Genomic DNA, 26743 nt, shown 5'->3' on the forward strand with positions numbered 1-26743 from the left:
GGGATGGCGCTGAACCCGCTGGACTCCACCCAACCCTCGAGCCGCTTCCCCGCGTCCGGTCTGCCCACCGACAGCGACGGGCCGGCCGACGCCCTGCCCAGCGGTCTGGCCACGGCGACGCCGCGCATCGGCTGGCGGCGCCACGCGCTGCTGCTGGCGGCCATCGTCGGCTGCCTGACGGTCTTCCTGCTGGCCCGCACCATGGCCAACCACCCCCATGTGGCGGCCGAGTGGCGACAGGGCAATGACGACCGGCTGGAACTGGTCTTCTCGCCGCTGCCGGCGCTCAAGGAGCACATGGGCAAGGAGTTGCTGGCCATCGGTGGTGCCGGGGTCGAGCCGGTGCCCTTCAACAGCCTGGCGCTGACCCATTCCTCGCGCTGGATCAGCGACCCGACACTGCGCCAGCGACTGCTCAACGCGCGGCTCACCGCCGCCCACGCGCTGGCCGACGGCCAGGTGGTGCTGGTGTTCCGGGACGGCAGCCGGGTCGAGATCGCGTCTCGCCCACGCGGCTATGTCGAGCTGGGCTCGATGTTCTGGCTGCTCAGCGCCTTCGCGATGGTGGTGTTCCTGGTGGGCTGGATCGTGCCGCTGGTCCAGCCGCGCGAGGGCAATTTTCTCTATGCGGTGATGGCCCATGCGCAGGCCGCCCAGCTGCTGCTGTCGGCCATCGCCTCGGTGCCGGGCCTGGCCCTGCCGGTGATGCTGGTGGGCAGCGAGCCGATGCTGCGCACGCTGCTGGACGCGATCACCGGCGCCGCGGTGCTGACCGCCGTGCTGTGGCACCCCTTGCGCCTGCCCGGTCGCGGCCTGCTGGCCACCGCCGTGTGGGTGGTCACCGGCGGCTATGCCGCGCTGACCTTCGCCAGCCAACTGCAGCCGATGGCCTGGCGCTGGGGCGACATGCTGCTGCTGGTCCAGGGCGTGTCCTGCGTGCTGCTGCTGAGCTGGTCCTACAGCCGCGAACGCCACCCTTTCGTGCTGGTGATGCGCCGCTTCACCACCGTCACGGTCTGCGCGCTGCTGCTGCTGGCGCTGTCGGTGTCCTATGTCGACCGCATGCCCACCGACGTGCAGCCGATGGCGATGGCGGCGCCTATGATCTGGAACGTCTTCCTGGCCTCGGTGGTGCTGCTGGTGCCCTTCGTGTCACGCTCGCAGCATGTGATGCGCGAGTTCGCGATGCTGGCCGGCATCAGCACCGTGGCCACCTCGGTGGACCTGCTGTTCGTGGCGGTGTTTTCGTTCAGCCAGTTCACCTCGTTGACGCTGTCGCTGTTCCTGTCGCTGGGCGCCTATGCGGCCATCCGCCAGTGGCTGATCAACCAGATGATGGGTGCCCGGGCGCTGACCACCGAGCGCATGTTCACCCACCTCTACCGCATCGCGCGCGAGGTGGAAGCGCGCCCCGAGCGCGCGGGCGACCGCATGACCGAGCTGCTGCGCAACGTCTTCGAGCCGCTGGAGGCGCAGCTGGTGGGCGGCCACGGCAAGCTCAGCCGCATTGCCGGCAACGGCGCGGTGCTGCTGGTGCCGGTGCCCAAGCTGGTCGAGGCGGCCCACCTGCAAGGCATGGTGGCGCTGCGCTTTGCCGAGCGCGGCAAGCGCCTGTTCACGCCTGAGGACGCGCGCCTGGCCGACCGCATCGTCGAGCAGCTGATGCGCGCCCTGGCCCACGACCGCGCGGTCGAGCGCGGCCGCAGCGAGGAGCGCACCCGCATCGCCCAGGACCTGCATGACGACATCGGCGCGCGCCTGCTGACGCTGATGTACAAGTCGCCCAGCAAGGAGATGGAGGACTATGTCCGCCACACGCTGCAGGACCTGAAGACGCTCACCCGCGGCCTGGCCGCCAAGGAGCATCCGCTGACACTGGCCGCCGCCGAGTGGAAGACCGACATGACCCACCGCCTGCAGGCCGCCCGCTGCGAGCTGGAATGGGAGTCCGATTTCGACGCCGATCCCACGCTGTCGATGGTGCAGTGGTCGTCGATCACCCGCATCCTGCGTGAGCTGGTCAGCAATGTCATCGCCCACGCCCAGGCGCGCCAGGTGCGCATCGAGTGCCGGCTGCATGAAGGCCGGATGCAGATCCGCATCAGCGACGATGGCAGCGGCCGCAACCCGTCGGTGTGGTCGCATGGCCTGGGCCTGGGCGGCATCCGCAAGCGCGTCAAGGCCATGGGCGGCACCGTCGAGTGGCAGGAGCGCCAGCCGCGCGGCATCCTCTGCCAGGTCGACATCCCGCACCTGACCCCTCCCGCCACCACGGCCTGAACACCCGATGAGCCGCATCCACCACCACCCCGTGCAGGTGCACTTCGGCGACTGCGACCCGGCGGGCATCGTCTTCTTCCCCAACTTCTCGCGCTGGATGGACCAGTCCTCGCTGGCCTTCTTCATGGCCTGCGGCCTGCCGCCCTGGCGCGAACTGGAGAAGACCCGCGGCATCGTGGGCACGCCGGTGCTGGAAATCAACACCCGCTTCGTGGCCAGTGCCACCTATGGCGAGGCGATCATGGTGGAGACCAGCGTCGAGGAATGGCGCGCCAAGGTCTTCGTCCACCGCCACCGGGTGCTGCGCGGCGACACCCTGCTGTGCGAGTCGCGCGAGGTGCGCGCCTTCGTGGGCCGTGATCCCGAGACAGGCCGCCTCAAGGCACTGCCCGTGCCGGACGACATCCGGCTGGCCTGCAGCTGAAGCGAACTGCTAACCTGTCGGTCTGTTCTCCCTGCCCGCCACACGTCCCATGCGCGTCCTGCTGCTCAACGGTCCCAACCTGAACCTGCTCGGCACCCGCGAGCCCCACATCTACGGCGCCGACACGCTGGCTGACGTGGAGAAGCGCTTCAGCGATGAAGCGGCCGCACTGGGCCTGCAGGCCGAGTGCTTCCAGACCAACCACGAAGGCCAGATGATCGACCGCATCCATGCGGCGCGGCTGGACGGCACCCGCTTCATCGTCATCAATCCGGGTGGCTGGACCCACACCAGCGTGGCGCTGCGCGACGCCCTGGCCGGCGTGGCCATCCCGGTGGTCGAGGTGCATGTGAGCAATGTGCACCGGCGCGAGGAATTCCGCCACCACTCCTACATTTCGGGCATCGCAGAAGGCGTGATCGCTGGGCTGGGCGTGTTCGGCTACAGCGCGGCGCTGCAGTTCGTGGCCGGCCGCCTGCGCAGCGCCTGATCAGCAGCGCCCGCCGCACCCGGGCGTGGGCCACCAAAAGCAACGGCCCCTGAAGAGGGGCCGTTGGCAGGAATGCGGTGGGGTGGCTGATGGGAGACCATTGGCCACCGCGAAACCCCAGCTCTCACAGGCACTTAGAGCCGACGCAACACAGGTCTGTGCATCAGATTGTGTGACAGGACCGAGCGCACGGCAAGCGCCTGGCAAGGTCGCCAAACCCGGGACCGATGTGCTAGATTTGCGGTGCCCTGGCGGTAGGCGGCCCCCCGCTACCTGCAGTCACCTTTCACTGTCACTCTGTGACCTCCTGTAGGCGTCCTGGTCAACTTGGTGTATCCCTGTTGGCAGCGCCATATTGGTTAGCTGAATATCCGCGCGCTTGCGCGCTGGGCGCGCCAGGGTTGTGAAAGGAATCGTTGAGATGAAGAAGAGACGTCCCAACGACCGCCCTGTTCGCGATTGGTTTGGGATGGGCATTGCACTCGTGCAACTCATCACTGCCATCGTGAACGCGGTCTTCAACTATCAGCTAGCCAATGCCCGCGAAGTGGCTGCACAAGTTTGAGCGAAAGCCAGGTCGTTGGGTTTTCGAGCCTTCCCCTGAAGCGCGCGCAGAGGGCGTCGAGGTCAAAGAGCTCGTCGAGTCCCACTGGAAGGCCCCAAGCTACTACTTTCACCTGCGGCAGGGAGGCCACGTCGCCGCACTGATGCGCCACCAACGAAGCACCTGCTTCGTCAAGGTCGACATCGCCGACTTCTTCGGCTCAGTCAGTCGCTCCCGCATCTCGCGCGTGCTGAAGGAGTTCGTCAGCCACGCGGAGGCCAGACGGATTGCAACGGCGAGCACGGTTCAACATCCCGAAGACCCAGCCCGGCAAATCCTGCCATATGGGTTCGTCCAGTCGCCGCTGCTGGCCTCGCTCGCGTTGCACAAAAGCGGGCTGGGCAAGTACCTCGACCAACTGCATCGCGAGAACAGCGTCGTCGTCACCGTGTACGTCGACGACATCATCGTGTCGGGTAACGACCCCGAAGAACTAGGTGACGTGCTGACGACGATGAAGACCAAAGCGCAGCGGTCGCGCCTCGCCTTCAGCGACGACAAGGAACAGGGCCCGGCGGCAACCATCTCCGCGTTCAACATCGAACTTGCGGCAGGTACTCCGCTTTCGGTCCTGCCACCGAAGCTGGCCGAGTTTCGTGAAGCCTTCCAGGCCTCGACGAGCGAACTGCAACGCGCGGGCATTCAGGGCTACGTGCGCAGCGTGAACCCGGTTCAGGCGGACTCGTTGCCCTGACAGGCCGGACATGTCCGCGAAAGGCGCCCGATGGGCGCCTTTCGCGTTACGGGCTGCCCTCGACCTGCGCCGACTCGACGCCGCACAGCAGGTCGGCCGCCCGCTGGGCCTGAGCGGCGGCGGTGAAGATGGCGCGCTTGTCGTGCTTCAGCACGGCCAGCCACGCGGCCAGGTACGCGGCATGGTCCTCACGCGGTTCCGGGCTGAGCCGGCTGCCGGCGCACACGAAGGCGGCGCCGAGCTCGGCAACGAGCTCTTCCATCGCGTAGGCCTGGTCGCCGAAGCGCTGGCCGAACTGGCGCGCCAGGCGGTCCGGGTGGCCGGTCCAGTGCACGAGCTCGTGCGCCAGGGTGCCGAAGTACGCGGCGGCATCGCGGAAACGCGAAGCATCGGGCATCTGCACGAGGTCAGGCCCCGGTGCGTAGAACGCGCGGTCGCCGCCGTGGCGAACCGTCGCGCCTGCCCGCGCCACCAGGGCCAGCGCGTCGGCGTCGGGCTGGATGGCCGCGGGCACCTCGGGTGCGGCTGGCGCAGCCAGCCCATCCACCTGCTCGGTGTTGAAGACCGTGTAGCTGCGCAGGAAAGCCACCGCCCGCCGTGCCGGGGCTTCGCCTTCGACCGCCTCGGTGCCCTCCTTGCTGGGGCTGAACTGACCGGCATAGACCACCATCGTGCCGCGCTCGCCCTTGCGAACCTGCCCGCCCAGCGCCTCGGCCTGGCGGTAGGTCAACCAGGTGCGCGATGTGAAGCCGCGTTCCATCGCTGCGCCCCACAGCAGCAGAACATTCACGCCACGATACGGCTCGCCGCCGTGCCGGCGGGGCAGCATGCCGCCGCTGGCGGCGCCACGGGACCACGGGCACGACCAGGGGCGGACGCCCCGGTCCAGGGCCTCGACGATTCGACGGGTGACCTCGGCGTAGAGGTCGCGCTGCTGTTGCTTGCCTTCCATGACTTGCTCCTTTAGGGCTGGGGGTGCGTGTGGCACCCCGTGCCCGTCGGCGAGACCGGGGGTAGAAGAGCGCAACCGCCGCAGGCCTGGAAGGGGCACACCCCGGCTGCACGACAGGAAGCTGGGGATGCCAGGCCGGAGGGCACGCCGCAGCGTGCGGACGGTTGCGCGGCGCGAGGGGAGACCCCTTAGCGGGGTCATATCGAAATTTCGCTGACAGCGAAACACAACTTGCGCTGGGCGAAGTTCTTCGGCTACACTCCGCCCCGAGGCTGACAGAGATAACTGTCGACTGTTGGGGTGCTACAGCACCCTGTGGGGCCGAAAGGCTCTAACTACTCGCAAGCCCACGCCGCACGGTGCCGGTCCTCCGGTGCGCGGTACGGTTGGGGCCGGTGCGAGCCTGCCCGGGCGACCCCGGGCAGGCATCTGGAAGTGAAGGGGGTCAACTCGCCGCTTTGCTCTGTTCGGTTGCGGGCGACAGCCACGGCGCACACATCCCGTGTGCGTTGTTTGGTGCAGCCGAAAGGAATCGTCATGAGTGACGTTCTGAAGCCTCCTCAGCGGCGGGCGACGAAGAAGCAACGCAAGAAGTCCTGGTGGGTGCGTCCCGAGACGTTCCGCCTGGCCACCGCGGTGGTCCGGCTCGTCTCGATGGTCGCCAAGCTGATTGACTTCCTGCTTCGGTGATTCGTCACCCCTTTATTTCAAATTCGAGAGGCATGCCATGTTGAATCGCGCCCTGAAGCTGCTTCGGACCTACCACCAGTACACCCAAGTGGAGCTGGCCAAGCGCCTTGGGATTTCCAACTCGTACCTGAGCGAGCTGGAGAAAGGCGACAAGACGCCCGGGCTGGACCTGCTGGAGCGGTATTCCGAGGTTTTCAAGATGCCCGTGTCCTCCATCCTCTTGTTCTCGGAGTCCATCAATGAGGACCGAAAGCCCGGGGCGAAGCTGCGGGTGGCGGCGGCGGACAAGATACTGAGGCTGCTTGAGTGGCTTCAGGAACGCGATGCCGTCGAGCGCGCCGCGTAAGGCCTACGCGCTGAATCAGTCGCCGCTCTTCCGCTTGCGCGGCAAGGGGCGGTTTGAGGACGTCATCGGCGTCAAATGGGAGTCGGTGACGGACCTTCTGGCTGCCGAATCTTTTCGGGTCTGGAAGGGGCCGAAGGACCGGGAAATCCAGGCGCCCATCCATTGGATGGCGGCAGTGCACAAGGTCATAGCCGACCTGCTCGCACGCATTGAGGTCCCGGACTACGTGTTCTCGCAGAAGGGCCGTTCGTATGCGGACAACGCGCGGCAGCACCTCGGTAACCACCCGGTCATCAAGACCGACATCAACAAGTTCTATCCAAGCGTGACCCGGGCCATGGTGTTCCGGATGTTCGTGCGCGACTTCGAGTGCGCCGCCGATGTCGCGGACCGGCTGGCCGACATCTGTTGCTACAGGCAACTGCATCTGCCTACCGGAAGTCCGCTGAGCGGCCGGGTGGCATTCTTCGCCGCGAGGGGGCTGTTCGAGGACATCGCCAAGCTCGCAGTTGCCTCAGGCTGCAAACTGACCATCTACGTCGATGACATCGCGCTCTCAGGTCCGAACGCCACGAAGCGCCTACTGGGTGAAGTACGCATGCTCATTGCTCGCCATGGCTTGAAGTCCAAGGGCAAGAAGTCGGCCACCTTCGCTGCCGGCGCGCCTAAGAGTGTCACCGGCGCGGTCATCGTCGGTGAAGAACTGCGGCTGCCAAACGAGCGCCATCGAAAGCTGCATGAGACCCGTTCCGCATACGTCGCCGCAGACGGCGATGAGCGAGCGAAGCTCGGCCGCCAGCTGCGTGGACGCCAGCAAGAGGCCGCGCAGATTCTTCGACCCGTGGCGCGGGCGACCTAACCTGGCAACGGTCGTAAACAAGAGAGGCGCCCGAAGGCGCCTCTCCCCCCTTGCGGGGCCGTACAGTGCATTTTCCGGACGGGGCCGAGGCCACGAACGGGCGCGCGGGAACGCGCCTAATCAGCTTGTCCCGATTGCCTGCGGGTCATCGTCTGAGGGTCTACCTAGGGTAGCTCCCAGGTTTTAAACGGCGCGCTGCCTCAGGTCGTGTAACGTCGTCACGCTGGAACCGACCCACACCAGCGGGTCGCGCAGCTCGACCGCGACGAGCTTGACCCGGCGTTCCAGCGTTACGCGTTCCTGCAAGGGTCGGTGGCCCCACAGCGAAGTCGCGGCCAGCAGGATACGGCGGGCATGGTTCAGCTCGCGGTCGTAGACGAAGACCAAGCCTCCAAGCCGGTAGGCGCCGGCCTGGTCGAGCGGCTGGCCGACGAGCTCTGCCCACCGCAGGCAGGCCGCGAGCTGCGGCAGCGCCTTGCGGGCGGCCTCGACCTCGCACACCTCCACCGTCGCCGGCCCGTCGGCGCGGCGCTGCCAGACAGCACCGTCTGGCATCTTGCGCAGCATCTTCACCATCCGGTCCACCGGGAACGGCGCCTTGCGCCGCAGCAGCAGGTACTCCCCTGCGGTCTGGAAGCCCTCGACCTGGCGTTCAATGAGGTAACGCGTGGCGAGAGTTCGGTGGAAGAAAGTGCTGCCGGACACGCTCGACAGGTCTAGCGTGTGCTGCGCCTCGATGCCCCGGGTCTCCAGCCAGGTTGCGCCGACACGGGTCAGGCACAGGCTGCGCGAGCCCAGCGCGTTACGGCGTTCCAGCAGCAGGCCCTCGGCGACCAGCCGGCTGGCAACGCGCCTACTGACCTGCTCGGCGTATCGCGCCTTGGGCCAGACGGCGCGGGCCAGCTCGGCGATGCGGACGTGTCCATGGTGGGCGACGACACGCATGCACTTCAGCTCGTTGATGCGGGCCTGCTCGCGCCCGCTGCGGCTGTTGGTTTGTCGCGGCGCGCGTGATGGTGGCGCGGCGGCGGGCGTGGCGCCCAGCACGCCCTGCAAGTCGGAGGTCGAGACTTTCATGGTGGCTTCCGGTGGTAGGTCCACTGTCTAGCCACCGTCTCGCCGGCCACCGCCGTCCCGAGTGCCTGCGCGTCATTGCGCGAAGGCTAAAACGGGGGGCTTCACTCCATCGAGCCGGCAGTTCCGCCGCGCTTCGCCCGACGGGCGCACCCGTCACCTGGAGCATCTCGATGGACAAGTTCATCCCCAAGTCCGCGCTGGTCGAAGCCCTCGGCGTCTCGACCCGCACCCTGGAAAACTGGATTGCGCAGCGCGCATTCCCCGCCCCGCGCCACCTGGCAGGCAGCCGGCTGTCGTTCTTCGACGTGGCCGAGGTTGAAGCCTGGCTGGAACGCGAGCTCACCGAAGGGGGCCAGGCATGAAGCGCCCTCGCAACCGCATCGCCAGCACCGAGAACGACCGCTGGTTCGAGCGCTACGGCAAGGGCGGGTACTTCTGCCTGCCGCGGGCGATGCTGTTCAACGTGGTCGACTGCATCGACAACGCGGCCATGTATGTGTACCTCGCTCTCGCCTCCTGCCACTACGAGGGAAACACGACCTACGCTGGGCCGCACATCGCCAAGCTCACGGGCAAGGACGAGCGGGCTGTCCGCGGCCATCTCGCTGACCTGGAAACGCTGGGCCTCATCCGCCGAGAGCCGCTTGGCCAAGGCTTCAAGGTGCTGTTCCTGTGCCCCGACCGCCAGCGCATCAAGGACGGTGCAGCCGAAATCACGTCACGCAAGCTGGCGCGGCAGCAGCGCCGCGCGCTGGCTCAGAGGGCAGCGCCATCAGCGACGGATGGCGGTCACCAACGAGAGTTGCTGAATCCGCCGCCGAACGAACCGCCGCTGGAGAAGCCGCCAGCATCGTGACGGTGGTCGGAGAAGCCATAGGCATTCCCGTTCACGTCCACATGGCCGGTGGCCATGGGCGTACCGTCAACGTTGACCGCCGGCCCGCGGCGGTCATTGCTGCCGTGCCGCCGGCGGTGACCGTCGTCGTCATCGCCTGGGGCGTACCTCGCAGGGGCAGTCAAGCCCAGGCGCTGGCTCAGGCTGCCTGGCCCGCGCAGGCTCTGCACCGCAAGCACCAGCGCCCAGACAACACCGACCAGGAACACCACGGGGCCGACCAGAATGGCCAAGAGGTCCACCGGCTTGCCGAAGACACGAATGCCCGGGTTGAACAGCAAGCCGCCGAAGAACAGGAAGGCCCCGGCGAAGGTCAGCAGCAACCAGGTGTACGAGCGTTGGGGCATGAGAGTTTGTGACTGTTGGGCCGGTGCCTTCCGTCACGCAGGTATCGGCCCGACGGGCAGGGACTTGAGCCCGGCACCGGGCCAGACGCTCGTCACACTCGCGCGCTTCTGCAGGCTTCAGCCTGCCTGACACGGGGCGGGCCAGGCCCGCCCTCGCGTCGCCCCCAGCCCAGGCCCCCCTGCCTTGCGGGTGCTCTTCACCGGGCGACAGCCGCCCGCAGGGCGGCTTCTTCTTCGGTTCTCAGAACAGGTTTTCTGCAACCGCTTCTGGTCTGAAGGACTTTGGTTATTCGTGGGTGGTGGTCACGCGGTAACGGTATCCGGGTGGTGGTCACCCGGCACCGTTACGGCGTGACGTCGTTTCAGATGACGCCAGTCAGCTTGTCGAGCAGCTTCATCAGGTCCGGCGGCTGCCGGACGATGTGATAGCTCCACCGCCCGAAGCGCCCGTCGTTGTTGACGGCGGTGCACCAGCGGTGCGCGGCCTGGGCCTTCACCTCGGCGTCACCGGGCTGGCCCTTCACCTCGACCATCAGGCGCTCGCCCGTCGTCAGGTCCACGATGAAGTCGGGCAGGTAGCGGCGGCGGATGCCGTCCTTGCGATACGGCACGATGAAGCCCAGGTGGTCGTTCTTGACCCACTTGGCGACACCCTCGTGGGCGTCCAGTGCGGTGGCCGCTGCCTGCTCCCAGGTCTTCGTGTCCGCGACGATGGCGTTCAGGTGGCACTTCTGCACCGGCCAGGGTTGCCGCCCGGTGAAGAACTCGACATGCCGCGTCGAGCGCTCGCCCGCAGGCCCCGGCGTGATGATGGGCCGCTCTTGCGTCTTGCCGCTCTCGTCCACCGGCATCAGCGAGTCGAACAGGATGCCCACCGCCTGCTGGAAGTACGGGTTCAGCGCCACGTCCTGCGGCGCCCGATTGCCCGACAGCTTCAGCTTCTCGGCCAGGAACCGGGTCGTGTAGCCCAGGAGTTGCGGGAACAGGCGGTGCGTGGGGATGACATCGCCACGGTCGGCCAGCCACTGCTGCGTCAGCACCTTGGCCATGGTGAAGGCCACCTGCTGCACCCGCACCTTGGCGCGCCACTGCTCCAGGTTCACCACGTCGGCCGCGCCGGGGCCGTAGGCGGCCAGGGCACCGTCCTGCGTGGTCAGGCCCTTCATCAGCGTCACATCGGGCACCGTCATGGGGTTCAGCTCCAAGGTTGGCACCTTGGGCCAGTCCATGGTGAGCCGCGTCACGCCGGGGTCGGTGTAGCCCTCCACCACCGGGAAGGCCAGCTCGTACTGCGCCTTGGCCGGCACGGCGTAAATCTGGTTGGCCGGCGGTGACGGCGGCTGCTGGGCGCCGCCCTCCACCTTGAACGGGATGAGCTCGAAGGGCACGCCGAAGACCTTGGCAGTCTCTTCGCGGAAGAAGCCGGTGGCCTCGTCCACCGCGTAGGACGTGCGCCGCAGCGCCCGGCCGACCACCTGCTCGCACAGCAGTTGCGAGCCGAACGGGCGCAGGCCCACCACGTGCGTCACGGTCGTGGCGTCCCAGCCCTCGGACAGCATGGCCACGCTGATGATGCAGCGCACGTCGCGGCCCGGCGGCACGCTGGCGTCGATGGTCACCAGGCCGTTGTCGTCGTCCTCCAGGGCCTTGCGGTTGTGCTTCTCGACCATGGCCACGTACTCTTCGGGCACCTTGTTGCCCGGCCAGCCGGTCTTGCCGATGGTCTCCAGCACGAAGCGCAGGCGCCGCGCCTCGTCGTTCTTGCCGCCGCCTTCCGCGATGTCCTCGGCCACCTTGCTGTCCACCCGCACGGTCCACTCCCGGCCCGGGGCGTTGCGGAACTGCTCGGGCGCCGCGCCGTAGGTGGCGTTGCCGTTGGCCAGCCAGTCGTACAGCTCCTTGGCCAGCGCGGTGTCGCGGCACACGATGATGAAGACCGGCGGCACGTCGGTCTTGCGGTGGCCGGCCTTGAACTGCGCCGACCACTGCTCGGCCGTCTTGCGCCACTCGTCAGCCAGTTGCACGATGGGCTGCGTGGCGTAGCGCATCAGCACGTCGGGCGTCAGCTTGCCGCTGTGGCCTTCCTTCTCGGCAATCTCCTGCACCCACCGCCACACGTTGAAGTAGGCCGGGGTCTCGGTGCCGCCGATGTCCTGCGTGGGGAGCTGCGGAATCTTCACCAGGCCGGCTTCGATGGCCTCCAGCAGGCTGAAGTCGGACACCACCCACGGGAAGGGCTTGCCCACCTCGTTGCCGCTGCCCTGGATGAAGAACGGCGTGGCCGACAGGTCCACGCACAGCCGCACGCCGTTGGTCCGGCCGCCCAGCGCCTTGTTGATGCGGTCGAGACCCTCAATCCACACCGTGGCCTCGCGGGCATCGACCTCGGCCGTTTCCTCGTCGATGGCGAAGGTGTCCTCGGCGTCGAGCTTGCCGCGCCGGTAGGCGTGGTGGGCCTCGTCGTTCATCACCAGGATGGCCGAGCTGCGCCCCTTGCGGTTGCCCAGCACGCGGCGCAGGAAGGCGGTGTCGCTCTCGTAGTAGCGCACCTCCTTCACCTCGAAGCCGGTGAGCTGGCCCTTGTTGTCCCGCAGCTCGCGCAGGATGTCGAAGGCGCCGGTCAGCGCCTGCTGCCGGATGTCGGCCTCGGTCACCGCGTCCTTGCCGCCCACCTTCACGGTGCGCAGCTTCTCCATCGGCACGCCGCGCTTCACCACCTTGGCCGACGTGCCGTTCACATCGGTCAGCTCGCGCCGCTCCAGGTTGTGCCAGTTGGTGATGAAGACCTCGCCCTTGCGCAGGTCGGGCATGCGGTGCAGCGGCACCAGTTGCCGGGTGCGGTACAGGCTGAGCTCGTCCAGGTTGGGGTCGAGCTCGCGCAGCCGGTCGCGGATGGTGACGTTCGGGCAGACGATGAGCACCGTGTCCGAGTAGGCCGAGGCCTGCGGCTGCGCCACCTTGTTCAGGATGGACCAGGCCGACAGCATGCCCATCACAGTGGTCTTGCCGCTGCCAGTGGCCATCTTCAGCGCGTAGCGCACGAAGGCCTTGTACCCGTCTGCCTTGGCGTCGTCGCCCGGCTCGTCGCTGGGCACGTTGATGCCCTGCTTCAGGTCGTCTGGCCCTTCCACCAGGAACAGCACCGTCTCCACCGCTTCGAGCTGGGCGAAGAACAGCCGCGGCGAGCGGTCAGGCGAACGCCACAGTTCCAGCAGTTCCCGCGTTACCTTGGTGGCGCCGGCATAGTCGCGCTCGCGCCACTCGCGCAAGCGCTGGCGGATGAGGTTGGCCAGGTCCAGCAGGTATTCCTGCCCCTTCGATGCGTCGTCCAGCAGCGACTGCTGGCCCTTGGCCTTGCGCCCGCGCGCTGCACGGTCGGGCACACGGAAGAAATACGAGGCCAAGCGCCGGCCTGGCCGCTTCTCCGGGTGCTTGCCCTCTTCGATGTGCCAGTGGAAGGCCGGCGGGTCGTAGGGGCTGTTGATGATGGGCGCTTCGACGGCGTTGATTTGGCTCATGCCACGCCCCCCGACACCATGGCGGCCAGCTCAGGGTTCACGGTGCGCCCGCAAATCTCCCAGATGCGCTGCAGGCGCCGGTCGCGGAAGCTGCGGTAGGTCGCAACGTCGAACACCAGCTTCTTGGTGTCAGCCGCGAATTCGTCCAGCAGCAGGTGCTTCTCGATGGGCGACCCATAGGACTTGAGACGCCCGAAGTAGCTGTCGGGCAGCTCGGCACGCTTGCGGATGTTGTCGGTCGCGCCCACGAATCGGTAATTCCCGAGGGTGTTCACCTCGGCACTGCCGAGTCCCAGCTTGGTGGACAAAGCGTGCCGCGGATAGATGTGGTCGATGTGCGGCTCGTTGCCCTTGTACTTCACGTCGAATGGCGACGAACCCATCTGGTCCACGTACACCAGGTTCAGCAGCAGGAACCTCAAGCGCGTCTGTTCCAGGTGGAACTTCTGCAACTCCGTCGGGTATCCGCGCCCGATGAAGTAGTCCTTGACCCCTTGCATCGGAAATCCGCCCGGGGACGGCTGACCGACCACCGAATGCAGGCCGTTGATGACCTTGTCGGTGCCCTGCGAGTACCAGCCAAAGAGCTGGGCCTTGTAGTAGTAGCCGCGCATCAGCGCACGGCTGCGCTCCGTGGGCTTCGGGTTGAAGTACAGGTAATCGAACAGCGGGATGAAGCTGTTGTGGCTGCGAACCACCTTCTCGGCATAGACCTTCAGGTCTGTCTTGAGGAAGTCGCGCAGCTCCTGGAACGCGGCCTCTGCCCGGTCCCAGTTCGCCTTCATGTCCGCCAGCAGCTTGGTCCCGTCGGCGCCGGTGAACTTCTCGGCCGATGCCTCGGCACCGCGCCCATGCACCACCAGCAGGCACTTCAGCGGGAACGTCTTGTCGAAGCCGATGTTGGTGCTGTTCAGCAGCTCGGTGGTGTCTTCGATGGCCTCCTCGATTTCGTCCCAGCCTTCCTTCATGGCTGCGAACATCAGGTCGGACGCATCGAGCTTGGTGCCGCCGGAGTTCACCCGGACGAAGATGTCCAGCACGGTCCCGTAGGTGTAGTTGTTGGCCACACCGTCGAGCTCCTGAATCCAGAAGTGCTTGTCCTCGCGCAGCAGCGAAACCAGTTGGCCGAAATTGCGCCGCACGCGCTTCTGGCGCGCCTTCTGTTCCTGGCTCGTCGGCTGCTTCTCAGCTGGCAGCGCATCGTCGGCCTCATCGAGGCTGTCGTTCATTTCCTCCGACAGTTCCTCGGCCACGCGCTGGGCGTCCTTGCCCACCAGGTCGGCCACCCGGTACCACGGGCGCGGCAGCGCCACTTTCGAGAACTTCAGCGTGTACAGCAGTCCATCGTCGGACAGCGCTGCGCCGCTGCTGGCATCGAAGTAGGCCTCCAGGCGTTCGCCGTCGGGGCCCTTGATGGCCCCGGCAAATGTGGCGTACAGCGTCTGCAGCCGCTGCTGACCATCAAGAACGAACGTCTTTTCGCACCCCGCCTTGCTGATGTTCGGCTCGTAGTAGTCGCTCAGGTCGGGGTCCCACTCGACCTCCTCCATGAACTTGCGGGCCTTGATTTCGTCCTTGGTCTTCCAGAACAGCAGCGTCTGGATGGGGTAGTTGCGCATCAAGCTGTCGAACAGCTTGAGCATCTGCTCTTCCTCCCAGACGAAGGGGCGCTGGATGTGCGGAAGGAACAGGCCCTTGTTGATGACCTGGATGAGGTTGTAGAGCGAGCTCGGCTTGTAGCTCATGCCTTCACCTCCAGCACGCGCATCAGCTCGTTACCGCGCTCGTCGATGACCTTCACCGCCACACGGCGCTTCGGCCCGATGGGAAACGGCTCGCTCACGGTGCCGGCCAGGTGCTCCCACACCGACGGGTCGAACTCGGCCTTCAGCGACTTCTGCAGGTTGTCCCACGCGGCGGTCTTGGGGAAGAAGACCTGGGTAGCGTAGAAACACATGCCGTCGTAGTCGGTGTCCAGCATCCACGCCGGCAGGTTCTGCGCGGGGATGTCTTCCTGGTCCATCGTCGCCGGGTTGAAGATGTCCAGACCGCGCAGCTCGACCTCGTACAGGTCGGCACCGTCTTCGTTCTTCTTGCCGGCCTTGCGCACCACGGCGTCGGGCAGGCCGGTGACCGAGAAGATTTCGCTGGCTCGGCTGGTCTTCAGCAGGTCGCTCATGGCCACGTCCGGCGTGACCGTGACGTAGGTGCAGGGCACGCGCAGCTTGGCGCGGTCTTCCAGCAATTCGCGCGCCTTGGCCTGGATGGCGAAGCCGAAGAAGTACAGGTGCGGGAACTTCAGGAAGTACGCCTCACGCGCTGCCTCGAACACCACGTCGGACGAGATGGCACCGTCCTCGGGGCCGAAGACCACGGCGATGCGGTTGCCCTCGGCGTCCAGGCCCTCGGCATGGATGGCGTCGCTGTCGGTCATGCGGCGGATGTCGGCCAGCACCAGTTCACGATTGCCAGGCAGCCGCAGCGTCTTGGACTGACGCAGCACCTGGGTCATGCGCTCGATGTGTGTGGCGGGGTCGGCGTAACGACCGGCAGGTTCTGCCACCTGCAGGGGCAAGCCACCGTTAGCAGCGTCGGCATCACCCAGCGCGGCGTCAAGACTCTGAGCTTCTGGCTGGTCGGCAGTCTCCGCTTCGAAGTCAACTGTCTGCGCCGGAGCGATGGTCGCCTCTACGACGAACGGGCCGGCAACGCGCGTAACTTTGTCGTTGACCTCGGGTCTGTCCACCAAAACCTCGGTCGCCGGTGTTTCTTCGTTGGCAATTGACTTCAATGTGATGTGCGGCACCAGACCGCCAACCTCTTCGCCACGTCGGCTCTGCTTTCGCTTATAGACGAATCCCCCTTGTGGGCCAGATTGCTGGTCTTTCAGTTCGTAAAACGGAAAGGTCGCAGTCAGCAAGCGTTGTCTCGCCAACGCCAGCGGTACCCTCGATGTGTCGCAAGTAATCCAGCGGCGCCCCCATCGCTCTGCCGCAAATGCTGTTGTCCCGGACCCGCAGGTAGGGTCAAAAACCAAATCGCCGGGAGCGGTCACCAAGTGAAGGCATCGCTCAAGGACCCGAGTATCCGTCTGGACCACGTACAGCCTATCGTCACCCACGAAACCACCGACTCCAGTGTCATTCCACACAGTGCCCAATGGGCTTAGCGCGAAATCATCGAAGTATCGAACAAACCGAAGAGTATTACCCTTAATTGCCAAACGCTTTGCCGTCCGCAGCCGCTCAATTCCTACCTCGTGAGTCGCCCAGTGGCGGTTCGCAGCTGGTCGAAACGGTCTACCGCCAAAGTTCACTACAAAACCCAGTGAATCCTGCCAACCTGGCGAAACCATCGGATTTCTTGCAAAAACACGACCAAGGCTTCGAACGGAGTTGCCGAGCTTCTTTTCCTCACTTTCCAATGCTCTGCGAGTGCCGTCAGGCAGCTCAATTTGGTCGTAAAACTCAAGTTCCTCTGGGCTGATTGGTCGGTCCAGAAATACCTTATTGACCTTCTGCCGAGTTTTGTCCTTTGCGTACCACAGCAAATAGTCGTGTGTTGTAGAAACTCGGTCGTCGCTTGAGAAGCCAGTTTTCTTGAACGCAATCTGCGCCACATAGTTTGACGAACCGAAAACCTCGTCGAGAACAGCTCTCGCGTGGTGCGCGTTGTCGTCTGAAATTTGCACGAAAATGCTTCCAGTCTCATTGAGAAGCTCCTTCGAAAGAAAAAGCCTATCGCGCAAATATGTCAGGTAGGAATGAAGCCCAAGCTCCCACGTATCTCGATAGGCCTTTACCATTTCTGGCTCACGGGTCATAAACCCGTCTTTGCCGTGCTTGTCGCCCATATCACGGTCGCGGACGAAGGGCTGAAAGTTCGACCCAAACTTCACGCCATAGGGTGGGTCCATGAAAATCATCTGAACCTGACCGCCGAGCCCCTCGAACTCCAGCAGCGAATTCATCACCTGCAGGCTGTCGCCGAGAATCATCCGGTTCTGCCACGGCCCCTTGTGCTCGTAGGCATCGAGCTTGTCGGTCACGTCCAGCCCACCGCCGTCGCCGAACAGGTCGTAGGTGGTGCCCTTGGCCTTACGGTGCTTGATGCCCTCCAGGATGGCCTTGGTCGAGTGCCGCTCGTGCACGAACAGCGGCACCGTGGGCACTGAAATCTGGTGGCGCTCGGCCTTGCCGGTCCAGTTCAGGAAGGGCTGGCTCAGCGCCTGCAGCAGGTCGGCCGCTGCCTTCAGCGACTGCACCTGCACGCCACCGCCGGCCCACACCTGCGGCGCGGTGAACACCGCCGCCTCGCCCTCGGTGGCGCAGCGCTGCACCAGGCCCAGCAGCCATTCGGCCAGGTCGCGGTCGCGGTTCTCGTCCCAGCTCAGCGCCGGGTCCAGGCTGCTGTCGTAGCGGTAGGTCTTCGGCGGCTTCCTGGTGTTGAACTGGTCCTGCACGCCAACATCAGGGCGCTGGGTGGCCTGCTGGGCGTGCTGGTAGTCGGTGGTTTGGCTTTGCGGCGCAGCTGCGCTCTTCTTGGTGGCCAAGACGTGCTCCCGTTCGGTTATTGCATGACGTAACCGACAAGGATACCGGCCGAATTGCTGCATTACGCCGGTCGAATCGACATCGGCGTTATCGCGCGCCAGCGCGTGCAGGTGCCACGCCGCAGGACGTGGGGCAAGGCGTCCAGCCGCAGCCCCGCGCGCTGCACCGTGCCCACACGGTCAACGCGCGGCAGGGGGGCGCCGCAAGTCAGGTTTCGCCCCAACGAAATCAGGCCCGCCCACGGGCCGGTGACGCAGTGGGGGCGGAGCCCCGCCCCACCCGCTGAAAGCGGGCGGGCAACCCGGGCGATGGCCGACGTCCAGGAGGTGCCTGCGGGTGGCGCGAACAGCGGCACCAAAGGCAAGCAGCGCGCGGGTTGCCCGCCCGTTGGCTCTGCCGTGCAGAGGCAGCGGGATGGGGCGCGGTATTGGCAAGGGGATGAGGGCGTGCAGCCCGAAACACGGCGTGTCGCCCTAGCGACCGTGAGCCGGGGTGCCCCGCTCCCCCACGGTGGAAGCGTCTGCTTCTACCGTCTCGGCCTGGGCGACGGTCTGCAAGACGGTCGCCGGTGACGGTCTGCCACCAAGGCCGGCCGTGAACTATTGCCTTGCCAAGCTGCGCGGCGGCGATACAGTTCGGCTCCTACTTCATCAGCGCACCTCCCGCGCAAGAACACGCTCCCCCCACCCAAGCTGGTGGCATCGGGGTCGTGTTCTTTAAAAATCCCTGCCTGTCGGCATACCCCAGACCCGCGCTTAGAACAGACTAACTAGCCTTCGCGCCCTGGGGTCGGCGCCGACAAGCCAACTCCCAACTTCCAAGGCCTGGCCCCACAGCTCCGTGGTGCGCCAGTAGACGCCACCCGTTCGACGGGCTCGGCGTTGGGCACCTCGTGCCCCGCATGCTCCAGCCGTTCTGGCCTTGAGCTGCCGACTTGCGCTGCCTGAGTCTTCGGCAGCGCTCCACCTCACACATCAAGCCTTGCCGGCGGCGTCGCCGGCAGGGCTTTCGTCTTTGGAGACTTCAACATGAGCAACAACAAAATCCTGAGCGCACTGTTCGGCAGCCACAAGGCTGCGGCAGCCCCAGCACTGAAGGCGGTGCCGCCCTCGCCTTCCCGCGCTGAGCTGATTCACCCCGGCGGCGGCTTCGATGTCGCGGGCTACGACCTGAACGGCAGTTACCGCGTCCTCTCCCGTAAGACCGGCCAGCTCGTCACGCTGAGCGGCAAGCTGGACGAAGCGACGCTGCTGACCAAGCTCGGCGCGGCGTACTGCCTCGACCACTACGGCACGATGGACCCGAAGACCCGCAAACGCGTTTTCGCGTCGGACGTGCTGGCCGAGGAAATCCGGCTGGGCTGCGACGAGTTCGGGCCTGCGCAGGCCGAAACGGTCCGCGGCCCGGGCCTGTACGAGGACGACGGCAAACTGGTCGTCCACTACGGCCTAGCGGTCTACGACGAAACTGGCACGCCGGTGGACACCACGCCCACCAAGCAGCGCGTGTACGTGGCGGGCGAGAGTCTCGGCTTCGACGACTCGACGCCCTCGGCATCGGCAGCCGATGTGCACCTGGTCGAAAGCACCTTCGAGTCGTTCGGCTTCGAGCAGCAGCACGGCGCGGCGGTGTCGCTGGGTTGGCTGGCCAGCGCAGCGATGGGGGCGGTTCTGCCGCACAGCCCTTCGCTCATCGTTACGGCGGAACGCGGGTCGGGCAAGACCACCTGGGTGGACCTGCAGACTGCGTTGCTCGGCAGGCAGGCGGTACGGCGTGACGGCGTTCCGACGGTGGCGCAGGTGCTGCACGCGGTGAAGGACTCGTCGCTGGCAATGATTTGCGACGAGTTCGAGCCGCTGAAGGTCAGCAAGGGCGAGATGCTGAAGCTGGCCGAGGTGTTCAACAGCGGCTTCACCAAGACGCCGGGCAAGGGCAAGTTCTCGCGTGTCATCGGCGGCAAGGTGCAGTACTTCAACGCGCCGGCCGGTGTGGTGCTCTGCGGCATCCACCTGCCCGAGCTCGAACCGGCGCTGGAAAGCCGCTCGGTGCGGCTGTCGATGGTGCCGAAGCAGCGAGCGGGGATGACGAAGAGCCCGCTGCTGGACCCGGCCAGCGGTGTGCAGCCCGGCGAGCTGGGCGCGCGGCTGCGGCGGCTGCTGGTGGCACGCTGGCAAGTGATGCGCGACGCCCGCGCAGCGGTGCACCGCATGCTGCAGGACATCGGGCACCCTGACCGGCGGGCCGACACGTGGAGCCCGCTGCTGGCCGGCTACATCGCCTTGAAGCACGACAGCGTGCCGGCGCTGCGCGACCTGGCTGCGCTGATTGCGCAGTGGGGGCTGAACGTGGTGCCGCAGGACGAGCACGAGTCGCACGGCGAAGCGTGCCTCGCCGCGATGCTGGACCGCAAGGTGGTAGTTCGGGTCGAAGCGGACGGCAAGACCGCCAAGCTCTACACCCGGGTGCGCGAGGCGCTGCAGACGCTGGTGTCTGGCGACGCCGACCGCAACACCCTGGCGGCGTTGGACAAGCACCTGGCCATGCTGGGCGTGCGGGCCCTGTTCGACCGCCAGCGCGAGACCTGGACCCTGGCGGTGGCGTCGTCCGAGCACCACGTCGGCGCCCGGCAGTTGTTCCAGGGCACGGCGTGGGCACGAGGCACCTGGAAGGCCGCACTGTTGACGCTGCCCGGTGCGGCACGCGGGCAGCAGCGGTTCGCAGGCGACAGCGTGAAGGCGGTGCTGGTGCCGGCCCCGGCCGCCATCAGCAACCCGCCGAGCGTCAGCGACGACGACGCCCCGGCGCCGCGACAGCCGGCTGGCGCGAACGCTACGGCGCGAGGCGAGTGGGTGGTCTGAGTGAAGCAATGACGGGGCGTGTCCCCACGTACAAAGCGGCACCAAGCCATCGGGCCTGGTGCCGCTTTGCTTTGTGCGGCGCCGTTGGACCCGGCGCCCTGCCCTCAGGCCTCGACCTTGAGGCTCACGTAGCCTTGCCCTGGCTGCCACGGCTTGGCGGCCAAGGCAGGAAAGCGGACCTTGCGGAACTGCTCGACCAGCAGCTCGAACGGCAGGTCGGAACCGTAGCCGTCGGTGATAGCGCCGTCCCCGGTGGTGTGGCCCATCAGCCGCTTCAGGTACTTGGACGGCACGGCTGCCGCCTCGAGCATGTCCTTCATGGTGTGCCGGAACGAGTACAGCACCTTGCGGCTGTCCGTGATGCCCACGGCACGCTTGTAGCGGCCGAAGAACTTGGAGAACGAACCAGACAGCTTGCCGTGACTGTCTTTCGTCAGCGTCGGGAACAGCACGGCCGCGCCGCGCTGGCGCACCCACTCCGCATAGCGCAGCAGGCCCAGGTCGATGAGCTCCTGCGCCACCGGCACGCGCCGCACCGACGGTGCGTTCTTCAGGGTCCGCCGGTGCGACTTCGGAACGTCGCCGTCCTCGAACAGGTCGGCGTCTTCATCGCTGGGCCGGTCGATGAGGTTCAGGTACCAGCCCAGCTTCTCGTCGTGCTGCAGGTCGCTCAGCGCCAGGCCGGCCAGTTCCTCGGGTCGAGCACCCGTGTAGAACATGAGCACCGGAAGCCAGTAGCTGGCCTCGCCCGACTGGCCCACCGACCGCTTGTGCTCGGTGAACACGGGCGAGCCGAACAGGGCGCCGAGGTCAGCCGCGTCGAACGACAGCCGGCGCTTCTGCCGCTGCCGGGCCGCTGCCTGCTTGAATCCGATGGTGCCGGCCGCAGGGTTCTCCTTCAGCACATGCTTGCCCACGGCAATCTTGTAAATGGCCCGAACCTTGAGGATGCGTTCGTTGATGGTCGGCACCGCAAGCCCACGCTCGCGCATTCGCTCGGCAAAGGCGGTCATCTGTTCGGGTGTGACGGCGCCAGGGTGACGAACGCCCAGCCCCTCGGCGAAGGCCCTCAGGTCGCGCCAAGCAGTCTGCGATGCGATGGTCGTCGGCTTGGGACGGTCCTCGACGTAGTCGCGCCACGTCTCGAAGACTGCTTCCCAGCTAGGCGCGCGCAGGTGGGCCGGGGCGCGTTCGGGCGCTGCAGACGGGAGCGGGTGCGGCGCATCAGGGGCAACCACGTCGGTATCGACAAGGTCACCACGCTGGCGGCCAAGGCGATGGTCGACCGACTCGACGACGGCACGAAGGAACACGTGGGCGGCACGCTTGGCTTCCGCCTCATCGGGGGCGAAGTCCAGGCCGCACAGGTGCAGGAAGCCGTGCATGGCCGGGAACATGCTCATGCTCTTGCCCTGCGCCAGCAGGCGCCCGAGCTGCGCGCGCTGCTCGGCCAGCTCGGCTCCCAGCTCGTCGAACTCAGCATCGTCCAGGCCGGCCTGGCGCCGCTGGTCGTCGGCCAGCAGCACCTGGCGCACCCAGAAGCGGGCGATGCCCTTGAGCTGGTCGTCGTCGAGCTTGGCGATGCGCTTGGCAGAAAGGGAGGCGCGGCTCAGTTCGAGCTGCTCGCTCTTGAGCTTGAACTCGGCGTCGATGCGCGCGAGCTCGGCGCGGGCGAGCCCTTTGGCCAGGCGACGGTCGGCAGTGCCCAGGCTGCGGACGATGTGCGTCTGCTTGGCGGGATAGGCCGCACGGATGGCGGCCGGGATGCGACGGCGCACGTACTGGATGCCGTGCTGGCCGCGGGTGTAGATGTTTTCGGCGATAACTTTCATGGTCTGTTCCACAAGGTTGTGTGACAGACCGTGTTGCAACCGCGGTTTAGCCTAGAAGCAACAAGGCCTTGATTCCGTTGGGAATCAAGGCCTTGCGTGCGCTAACGGTGTTCGGTGGGGTGGCTGATGGGACTCGAACCCACGACGACCAGAATCACAATCTGGGACTCTACCAACTGAGCTACAGCCACCACTGCAGAGCCACGCATTATAGCCCTGAAATCAGGGCCCTGGCTGCGTGGCCTCGCTCAACTCATTTGGCCGCCGAGGCGGCCGCGGACGGCGTCTCCACGATGCGGGTCTTGAAGCGGCGCTTCAGGGCCTCGTAGTAGGCCAGGGTCTCGGCCTCGGCCAGGGCCTGGGCCACGTAGGGCTGGGCACGGGGGACATCGGGGTCATTGGCGCCACGGTCCACCACCTTGAGCACCTGCACCACGGCAAAGCCCTGCTCGCCCAGGTCGACGCCCACCACGGTGGCGCCCTTGCTCAGATCCGCGCGCAGCGCGGCCTCGACCACCTGCCGCGGTTGACCCGCCGGCTGGGTGCGCGACACCGCCACCGCCGCGCCCTGCGGCTCGCCCGCCTTGGCCTTCAGGGCCTCGACGCGGGCCTGGCCATCCTTGCGGGCCGCGGCCGCGGCCTGCTCGCTGCGCACGCGCTGCAGCACCCGGTCCTTGACCGCATCCAGCGGCAGCAGCACCTCGGGTTGGTGCTTGACGATGCGGGCGGAGACCAGTTGGTTCGGGCCGGTCTCGATCGCCTCGGTGTTGCGCTTGTTGTTCAGCACCTCGTTGCCGAAGATCGCCGCCAGCAGCTTGGGCGAGGCCAGCGGACCGCTGGCCCCCGGCGCCGCCTCGCGGCCCACCACGCCGGTCGACAGCGTCAGCCGCAGCTTGTCGACGGCCGGCTGCAGGCTGTCGGACTGTTCGTAGACCAGGTTGCCGAACTGCTCGGCCGCCTCGGCAAACTTCTTCTGCGCCATCTGGCGGCCAACCTCGTCGACGATCTCGGCGCGCACCGCCTCGAACGGCTTCTTGGTGCCGCCGCGCACGCCGGTCAGCTTGATGATGTGGTAGCCGAATTCGGTTTCCACCGGGCCGACGATCTCGCCGTCCTTCATCGAGAACACCGCGTCCTCGAAGGGCTTGGTCATCGCGCCCTTCCCGAAGAACTCCAGGTCGCCGCCCTGGGCGGCCGAGCCCGGGTCGTCCGAGTTCTTCTTCGCCAGCTCGGCGAAGCCGCCCGGGTTCTTGCGCGCCTGCTCCAGCAGCGCCTGCGCCTTGGCCTTGGCCTTCTCGCGGTCGGCCGCCGGGGCGTCCTTGGGAGCGTTGACCAGGATGTGGCTGGCGCGGCGCTCCTCGGCCGCGGTGTAGCGGCTGGCGTTCTCCTCGTAGTACTTTTTGAGGTCGTCGTCGCTGAGGCTGAGCTGCTTCTTCAGCATGTCCAGGTCCAGCACCACGTACTCGATCTGCGCGCTCTCGGGCGTCTTGTAGAAGGCCGGGTGGGCCTTGTAGTAGGCCTCGACCTCGGCGTCGGTGGGCTGGACCTTGGACAGGTAGTCCTTGGCGTCCAGCTTCTGCACCGCAATCTCGCGCCGCTCCAGCAGGGCGGCCACGCCCGCCTGGCTGACCGCGGTGGACGCGAAGCTGCTGTCACCCACGCCGCCCAGCACCTGGCGCAGCATGTAGTCCTGGCGCAGCCGCTCGGCGAAGACCTCGGAGCTCATGCCCTGCGCCGCCAGCATCTCGGCATTGACGCTGCCGTCGGGGCGGCGCAGCGGGGCGTACTGCGGGTCGCTGGCGAACAGGCGCTTGAGGCGCTCGTCGGAGATCAGCAGCCGGTCCTTGATGGAGGCCACCGTCAGCACGCGCTGCTGCACCAGCCCCTCCAGCGAGCGCTTGCGCATCTCGGGCGTGTCGAGCAGCTTCACGTCGACGCCCGGCATCTGCTGGGTCATGCGCTCGATCTGCTGCTTGTGGGCAGCGTCGAATTCGCCCGACTTGATTGCCGCGCCATTGACCTCGGCCACGGTCTTGTTGCTGCCGTCGACAAAGCTGGAGTAGCCCTGGACACCGAAGAAGATGAACGACGGGAAGATCAGCAGCACCAGCAGGAACTGCAGCAGTCGGGTGTGCGTGCGGACGAAATCGAACATGAATGACCTTGCAAGAGGAGAGCGCGCGGCGCGCGGCGCTTGAAACGACAAAGGCGAACCGGAGTTCGCCTTGTGATCGGGTCCAGCGCGAGTCGCGCGCGATTCTAGCCAAGTGTCTAGCCAGGTCGCCGGAGGTCCCGGTGGTGGTGGGTGCTGACGGGCTCGAACCGCCGACCTACGCCTTGTAAGGGCGCCGCTCTACCAACTGAGCTAAGCACCCGGCATTCAGCCGATCAGAGCGCGTCCTTCAGGGCCTTGCCCGGACGGAACTTCGGCACCTTGGCGGCCTTGATCTTGATGGCGGCGCCGGTGCGCGGGTTGCGGCCGGTGCGGGCGGCGCGCTTGGTCACGGCGAAGGTGCCAAAACCGACGATCGACACGGTGCCACCCTTCTTCAGCGTCGTCTTGACGCCGCCGATGAGCGCGTCCAGCGCGCGGCCGGCAGCGGCCTTGGAGATGTCGGCCTTGGTGGCGATGTGGTCGATCAGTTCAGACTTGTTCACGAAGAAGCCCCCTCTTGTAAGGACAGTAGTAAGGTCAGTGAGCGTGGGTGGATTTCGGCGCCGCTTCTGACGGCGGAAAAACGATTACAGCCGTGGCGCTGAGCAGTGTCAAGCTTGAAAAATCATTCTAGTTGTTAATCGTTGGGGGGCCGGACGCGCCGCCGCAACGCCGCGTGATCAGCTGCTCAGCGCGAGCGTGTCACCAGGGCCACGCCGGCCACCGTCAGGCCGATGCCGGCCAGCACCCGCAGCCCCAGGGCCTCGCCGAACAGCGCCCAGGCCAGCACGGCCGTGCAGGGTGGCACCAGGTACATCAGGCTGGCCACCTGGGTGGCGGCACCACGCTGGATCAGCAGGTACAGCAGCGAGCTGCCGCCCAGCGTGAGCGCCAGCACCGACCAGGCCATCGCGCCGACGAGCTCGCCGGTCCAGTCCATGGCCTGCGGCTCGAGCAGCGCCAGCGGCAACGACACGGCCAGCGCCGCCGCCAGCTGGATCAGGTTGGCGGTGCGCACATCGCAGGGCTGCACATGGCGCTTCTGGTACAGCGTGCCCGCGGTGATGCTCAGCAGCGCCAGCACGGCCCAGGTCAGCGAAGGCCCGCTGGCCTCGCCCATCCCCAGGCGGTGCCACACCACCAGTGCCAGCCCGCCCAGCCCCATCAGCAAGCCCAGCCACTGCCGCGCCGACACCCGGTGCTCACTGCCGGTGGCCGACACCCACAGCGCGGTCAGCACCGGCTGCAGGCCCACGATCAGCGAGGCCGTGCCGGCGCCCAGCCCCAGCTTGACCGCCGACCACACGCCACCCAGGTAGCCGCCATGCATCAGCACGCCGGTGACGGCCAGGTGCAGCCATTGCTGCCGCCCCTGCGGCCAGGCCGCACCGGCCCAGCGCACCCACAGCACGAAGGCCCCGCAGGACAGCGCGTAGCGCCACGACAGGAAGGAGAACGGGGGCGCATGCGGCATGCCGAAGCGCGCCACCACGAAGCCGGTGCTCCAGATCAGCACGAACACGGCAGGCATGGCGCGCAGCCAGCGCGCCTGGGCGGCGGACACGGTCACCGTCAGCGCGCCTTGGCCCGGATCTCGGGCAGCGCCTTGCGCAGGTAGTAGACCATCGACCAGATGGTCAGCACGGCCGCGGCGATGATCAGCAGGCGGCCCCACAGGCGCGTGTCGACCAGGCCGAACAGCGGCGAGTCATACAGCAGGAAGGGGATGGCCACCATCTGCACCGTGGTCTTGAGCTTGCCCAGCATGTGCACCGCCACGCTGCGCGACGCGCCGATCTGCGCCATCCACTCGCGCAGCGAGGAGATGGCGATCTCGCGGCCGATGATGATCAGCGCGATCAGCACGTCCACCCGCTGCAGATGCACCAGCACCAGCAGCGAGGCGCAGACGAGAAACTTGTCGGCCACCGGGTCCAGGAAGGCGCCGAAGGCCGAGCTCTGGTCCAGCTTGCGGGCCAGCCAGCCATCGAGCCAGTCGGTCAGCGCGAAGACCACGAACATCACGGTCGCGATCAGGTTGCGCGTCGGCTCGGCCAGTGGCAGGTAGAACACCCCGATGATCAGCGGGATGGCCACGATGCGCGCCCAGGTGAGCAGCGTGGGAATCGTCAGGAACATGCCGCGATTCTGCCTGTGCGCGCGGCGGTA

The 26743-nt window shown here is 66.6% G+C and carries 22 protein-coding genes and 2 tRNA genes; 11 read left to right on the plus strand and 13 right to left on the minus strand.

What is annotated here, in order from left to right; genetic code table 11:
• Window positions 1-3 precede the first annotated feature (3 nt).
• The 5 genes from KAK07_RS05175 (at window position 4) to KAK07_RS05195 (ending at window position 4492) form a co-directional block, all read left to right on the plus strand.
• Window positions 4-2280 carry a sensor histidine kinase gene (locus tag KAK07_RS05175; RefSeq protein WP_210856581.1) on the plus strand — a complete coding sequence of 759 codons (2277 nt, stop codon included), beginning with the start codon at window positions 4-6 and terminating at the stop codon, window positions 2278-2280.
• A gap of 7 nt (window positions 2281-2287) precedes the next feature.
• Entirely contained in the window at window positions 2288-2704 is a 417-nt protein-coding gene (locus KAK07_RS05180; RefSeq protein WP_210856580.1) for an acyl-CoA thioesterase, read from the plus strand.
• A 49-nt stretch (window positions 2705-2753) separates the two neighbouring features.
• The gene (gene aroQ / locus KAK07_RS05185; RefSeq protein ID WP_210856579.1) at window positions 2754-3194 is read left to right on the plus strand and encodes a type II 3-dehydroquinate dehydratase; all 441 of its coding nucleotides are present in this window, start codon (window positions 2754-2756) and stop codon (window positions 3192-3194) included.
• Between the two features lie 421 nt (window positions 3195-3615).
• Entirely contained in the window at window positions 3616-3759 is a 144-nt protein-coding gene (locus tag KAK07_RS05190; protein WP_210859326.1) for a hypothetical protein, read from the plus strand.
• The gene (locus KAK07_RS05195; RefSeq protein WP_014427846.1) at window positions 3731-4492 is read left to right on the plus strand and encodes a reverse transcriptase domain-containing protein; all 762 of its coding nucleotides are present in this window, start codon (window positions 3731-3733) and stop codon (window positions 4490-4492) included. Before KAK07_RS05190 ends, KAK07_RS05195 begins: the two co-directional genes overlap by 29 nt.
• A gap of 46 nt (window positions 4493-4538) precedes the next feature.
• On the opposite strand, the gene KAK07_RS05200 is transcribed toward KAK07_RS05195, so the two are convergent.
• The gene (locus KAK07_RS05200; protein WP_014427845.1) at window positions 4539-5444 is read right to left on the minus strand and encodes an ArdC family protein; all 906 of its coding nucleotides are present in this window, start codon (window positions 5442-5444) and stop codon (window positions 4539-4541) included.
• A gap of 537 nt (window positions 5445-5981) precedes the next feature.
• On the opposite strand from KAK07_RS05200, the gene KAK07_RS05205 reads away from it, so the two are divergent.
• Genes KAK07_RS05205 through KAK07_RS05215 form a run of 3 tightly spaced genes read left to right on the plus strand, consistent with a single transcriptional unit; the run spans window position 5982 to window position 7339 of the window.
• Window positions 5982-6134, plus strand: a complete 153-nt coding sequence (locus KAK07_RS05205) for a hypothetical protein (protein ID WP_014427844.1) — start codon at window positions 5982-5984, stop codon at window positions 6132-6134.
• 37 nt (window positions 6135-6171) lie between these two features.
• Complete coding sequence (locus tag KAK07_RS05210; protein ID WP_014427843.1) at window positions 6172-6480, plus strand: helix-turn-helix transcriptional regulator; 309 nt, start codon at window positions 6172-6174, stop codon at window positions 6478-6480.
• The gene (locus tag KAK07_RS05215) at window positions 6458-7339 is read left to right on the plus strand and encodes a reverse transcriptase family protein (RefSeq protein WP_247664225.1); all 882 of its coding nucleotides are present in this window, start codon (window positions 6458-6460) and stop codon (window positions 7337-7339) included. Before KAK07_RS05210 ends, KAK07_RS05215 begins: the two co-directional genes overlap by 23 nt.
• Window positions 7340-7522: 183 nt before the next feature.
• Here the strand turns inward: KAK07_RS05215 and KAK07_RS05220 are convergent, their stop codons facing one another.
• Window positions 7523-8416 carry a hypothetical protein gene (locus tag KAK07_RS05220; protein ID WP_210859329.1) on the minus strand — a complete coding sequence of 298 codons (894 nt, stop codon included), beginning with the start codon at window positions 8414-8416 and terminating at the stop codon, window positions 7523-7525.
• 170 nt (window positions 8417-8586) lie between these two features.
• Here KAK07_RS05220 and KAK07_RS05225 point away from each other — a divergent pair, with 170 nt between their 5' ends.
• Window positions 8587-8778 (plus strand): helix-turn-helix transcriptional regulator, encoded by a 192-nt coding sequence (locus KAK07_RS05225; RefSeq protein WP_014427840.1) that lies wholly within the window; start codon window positions 8587-8589, stop codon window positions 8776-8778.
• Window positions 8775-9272: a helix-turn-helix domain-containing protein gene (locus KAK07_RS05230; RefSeq protein ID WP_014427839.1), complete on the plus strand. Its 498-nt coding sequence runs from the start codon at window positions 8775-8777 to the stop codon at window positions 9270-9272. Before KAK07_RS05225 ends, KAK07_RS05230 begins: the two co-directional genes overlap by 4 nt.
• Here the strand turns inward: KAK07_RS05230 and KAK07_RS05235 are convergent.
• From KAK07_RS05235 to KAK07_RS05250, 4 genes are all read right to left on the minus strand, one after another.
• On the minus strand, window positions 9206-9658 hold the full coding sequence (locus tag KAK07_RS05235; protein WP_043783907.1) for a hypothetical protein: 453 nt from the start codon (window positions 9656-9658) through the stop codon (window positions 9206-9208). The genes KAK07_RS05230 and KAK07_RS05235 overlap by 67 nt on opposite strands.
• Window positions 9659-10020: 362 nt before the next feature.
• Window positions 10021-13176, minus strand: coding sequence for a BPTD_3080 family restriction endonuclease (locus KAK07_RS05240; protein WP_210859330.1), 3156 nt, complete (start codon window positions 13174-13176; stop codon window positions 10021-10023).
• Window positions 13173-14921, minus strand: coding sequence for a DUF262 domain-containing protein (locus tag KAK07_RS05245; protein WP_210859331.1), 1749 nt, complete (start codon window positions 14919-14921; stop codon window positions 13173-13175). The genes KAK07_RS05240 and KAK07_RS05245 overlap by 4 nt, the downstream gene beginning before the upstream one ends.
• Window positions 14918-17728: a site-specific DNA-methyltransferase gene (locus KAK07_RS05250; RefSeq protein WP_210859332.1), complete on the minus strand. Its 2811-nt coding sequence runs from the start codon at window positions 17726-17728 to the stop codon at window positions 14918-14920. The genes KAK07_RS05245 and KAK07_RS05250 overlap by 4 nt, the downstream gene beginning before the upstream one ends.
• A 1029-nt stretch (window positions 17729-18757) precedes the next feature.
• Between KAK07_RS05250 and KAK07_RS05255 the strand changes: the two genes are divergently transcribed.
• Window positions 18758-20587, plus strand: a complete 1830-nt coding sequence (locus KAK07_RS05255; protein ID WP_210859333.1) for a nucleoside triphosphate hydrolase — start codon at window positions 18758-18760, stop codon at window positions 20585-20587.
• 104 nt (window positions 20588-20691) lie between these two features.
• On the opposite strand, the gene KAK07_RS05260 is transcribed toward KAK07_RS05255, so the two are convergent.
• The 7 genes from KAK07_RS05260 to pgsA all read right to left on the minus strand — a co-directional run bounded on the left by KAK07_RS05260 (window position 20692) and on the right by pgsA (window position 26713).
• A complete protein-coding gene (locus KAK07_RS05260) occupies window positions 20692-22419 on the minus strand; it encodes a site-specific integrase (protein WP_210859334.1) in 1728 nt (575 codons plus the stop codon).
• A gap of 115 nt (window positions 22420-22534) precedes the next feature.
• Window positions 22535-22610 (minus strand) — tRNA-His (locus KAK07_RS05265).
• A gap of 62 nt (window positions 22611-22672) precedes the next feature.
• Window positions 22673-24574: a SurA N-terminal domain-containing protein gene (locus tag KAK07_RS05270; protein ID WP_210859336.1), complete on the minus strand. Its 1902-nt coding sequence runs from the start codon at window positions 24572-24574 to the stop codon at window positions 22673-22675.
• A 144-nt stretch (window positions 24575-24718) separates the two neighbouring features.
• Window positions 24719-24794 (minus strand) — tRNA-Val (locus KAK07_RS05275).
• Window positions 24795-24807: 13 nt separating this feature from the next.
• Window positions 24808-25077, minus strand: coding sequence for an HU family DNA-binding protein (locus KAK07_RS05280; RefSeq protein ID WP_210804105.1), 270 nt, complete (start codon window positions 25075-25077; stop codon window positions 24808-24810).
• A gap of 185 nt (window positions 25078-25262) precedes the next feature.
• Window positions 25263-26144, minus strand: coding sequence for a DMT family transporter (locus KAK07_RS05285; RefSeq protein ID WP_375141213.1), 882 nt, complete (start codon window positions 26142-26144; stop codon window positions 25263-25265).
• A 2-nt stretch (window positions 26145-26146) separates the two neighbouring features.
• Window positions 26147-26713: a CDP-diacylglycerol--glycerol-3-phosphate 3-phosphatidyltransferase gene (gene pgsA / locus KAK07_RS05290; RefSeq protein WP_210859339.1), complete on the minus strand. Its 567-nt coding sequence runs from the start codon at window positions 26711-26713 to the stop codon at window positions 26147-26149.
• Window positions 26714-26743: the final 30 nt, after the last annotated feature.

This window comes from Ideonella alba (genome assembly GCF_018069875.1).
Classification (GTDB): Bacteria; Pseudomonadota; Gammaproteobacteria; order Burkholderiales; family Burkholderiaceae_C; genus Ideonella; species Ideonella alba.

Bases quoted from the DNA above. Each gene is read 5' to 3' on its own strand.
- KAK07_RS05225 (WP_014427840.1), top strand. From the start codon at position 8,587: ATGGACAAGTTCATCCCCAAGTCCGCGCTGGTCGAAGCCCTCGGCGTC.
- KAK07_RS05245 (WP_210859331.1), bottom strand. From the start codon at position 14,921: ATGAGCTACAAGCCGAGCTCGCTCTACAACCTCATCCAGGTCATCAAC.
- KAK07_RS05190 (WP_210859326.1), top strand. From the start codon at position 3,616: ATGAAGAAGAGACGTCCCAACGACCGCCCTGTTCGCGATTGGTTTGGG.
- KAK07_RS05175 (WP_210856581.1), top strand. From the start codon at position 4: ATGGCGCTGAACCCGCTGGACTCCACCCAACCCTCGAGCCGCTTCCCC.
- KAK07_RS05260 (WP_210859334.1), bottom strand. From the start codon at position 22,419: ATGAAAGTTATCGCCGAAAACATCTACACCCGCGGCCAGCACGGCATC.
- KAK07_RS05205 (WP_014427844.1), top strand. From the start codon at position 5,982: ATGAGTGACGTTCTGAAGCCTCCTCAGCGGCGGGCGACGAAGAAGCAA.
- KAK07_RS05220 (WP_210859329.1), bottom strand. From the start codon at position 8,416: ATGAAAGTCTCGACCTCCGACTTGCAGGGCGTGCTGGGCGCCACGCCC.
- KAK07_RS05235 (WP_043783907.1), bottom strand. From the start codon at position 9,658: ATGCCCCAACGCTCGTACACCTGGTTGCTGCTGACCTTCGCCGGGGCC.
- aroQ (WP_210856579.1), top strand. From the start codon at position 2,754: ATGCGCGTCCTGCTGCTCAACGGTCCCAACCTGAACCTGCTCGGCACC.
- KAK07_RS05255 (WP_210859333.1), top strand. From the start codon at position 18,758: ATGAGCAACAACAAAATCCTGAGCGCACTGTTCGGCAGCCACAAGGCT.
- KAK07_RS05195 (WP_014427846.1), top strand. From the start codon at position 3,731: ATGCCCGCGAAGTGGCTGCACAAGTTTGAGCGAAAGCCAGGTCGTTGG.
- KAK07_RS05180 (WP_210856580.1), top strand. From the start codon at position 2,288: ATGAGCCGCATCCACCACCACCCCGTGCAGGTGCACTTCGGCGACTGC.
- KAK07_RS05230 (WP_014427839.1), top strand. From the start codon at position 8,775: ATGAAGCGCCCTCGCAACCGCATCGCCAGCACCGAGAACGACCGCTGG.
- KAK07_RS05200 (WP_014427845.1), bottom strand. From the start codon at position 5,444: ATGGAAGGCAAGCAACAGCAGCGCGACCTCTACGCCGAGGTCACCCGT.
- KAK07_RS05270 (WP_210859336.1), bottom strand. From the start codon at position 24,574: ATGTTCGATTTCGTCCGCACGCACACCCGACTGCTGCAGTTCCTGCTG.
- KAK07_RS05215 (WP_247664225.1), top strand. From the start codon at position 6,458: ATGCCGTCGAGCGCGCCGCGTAAGGCCTACGCGCTGAATCAGTCGCCG.
- KAK07_RS05210 (WP_014427843.1), top strand. From the start codon at position 6,172: ATGTTGAATCGCGCCCTGAAGCTGCTTCGGACCTACCACCAGTACACC.
- KAK07_RS05240 (WP_210859330.1), bottom strand. From the start codon at position 13,176: ATGAGCCAAATCAACGCCGTCGAAGCGCCCATCATCAACAGCCCCTAC.
- pgsA (WP_210859339.1), bottom strand. From the start codon at position 26,713: ATGTTCCTGACGATTCCCACGCTGCTCACCTGGGCGCGCATCGTGGCC.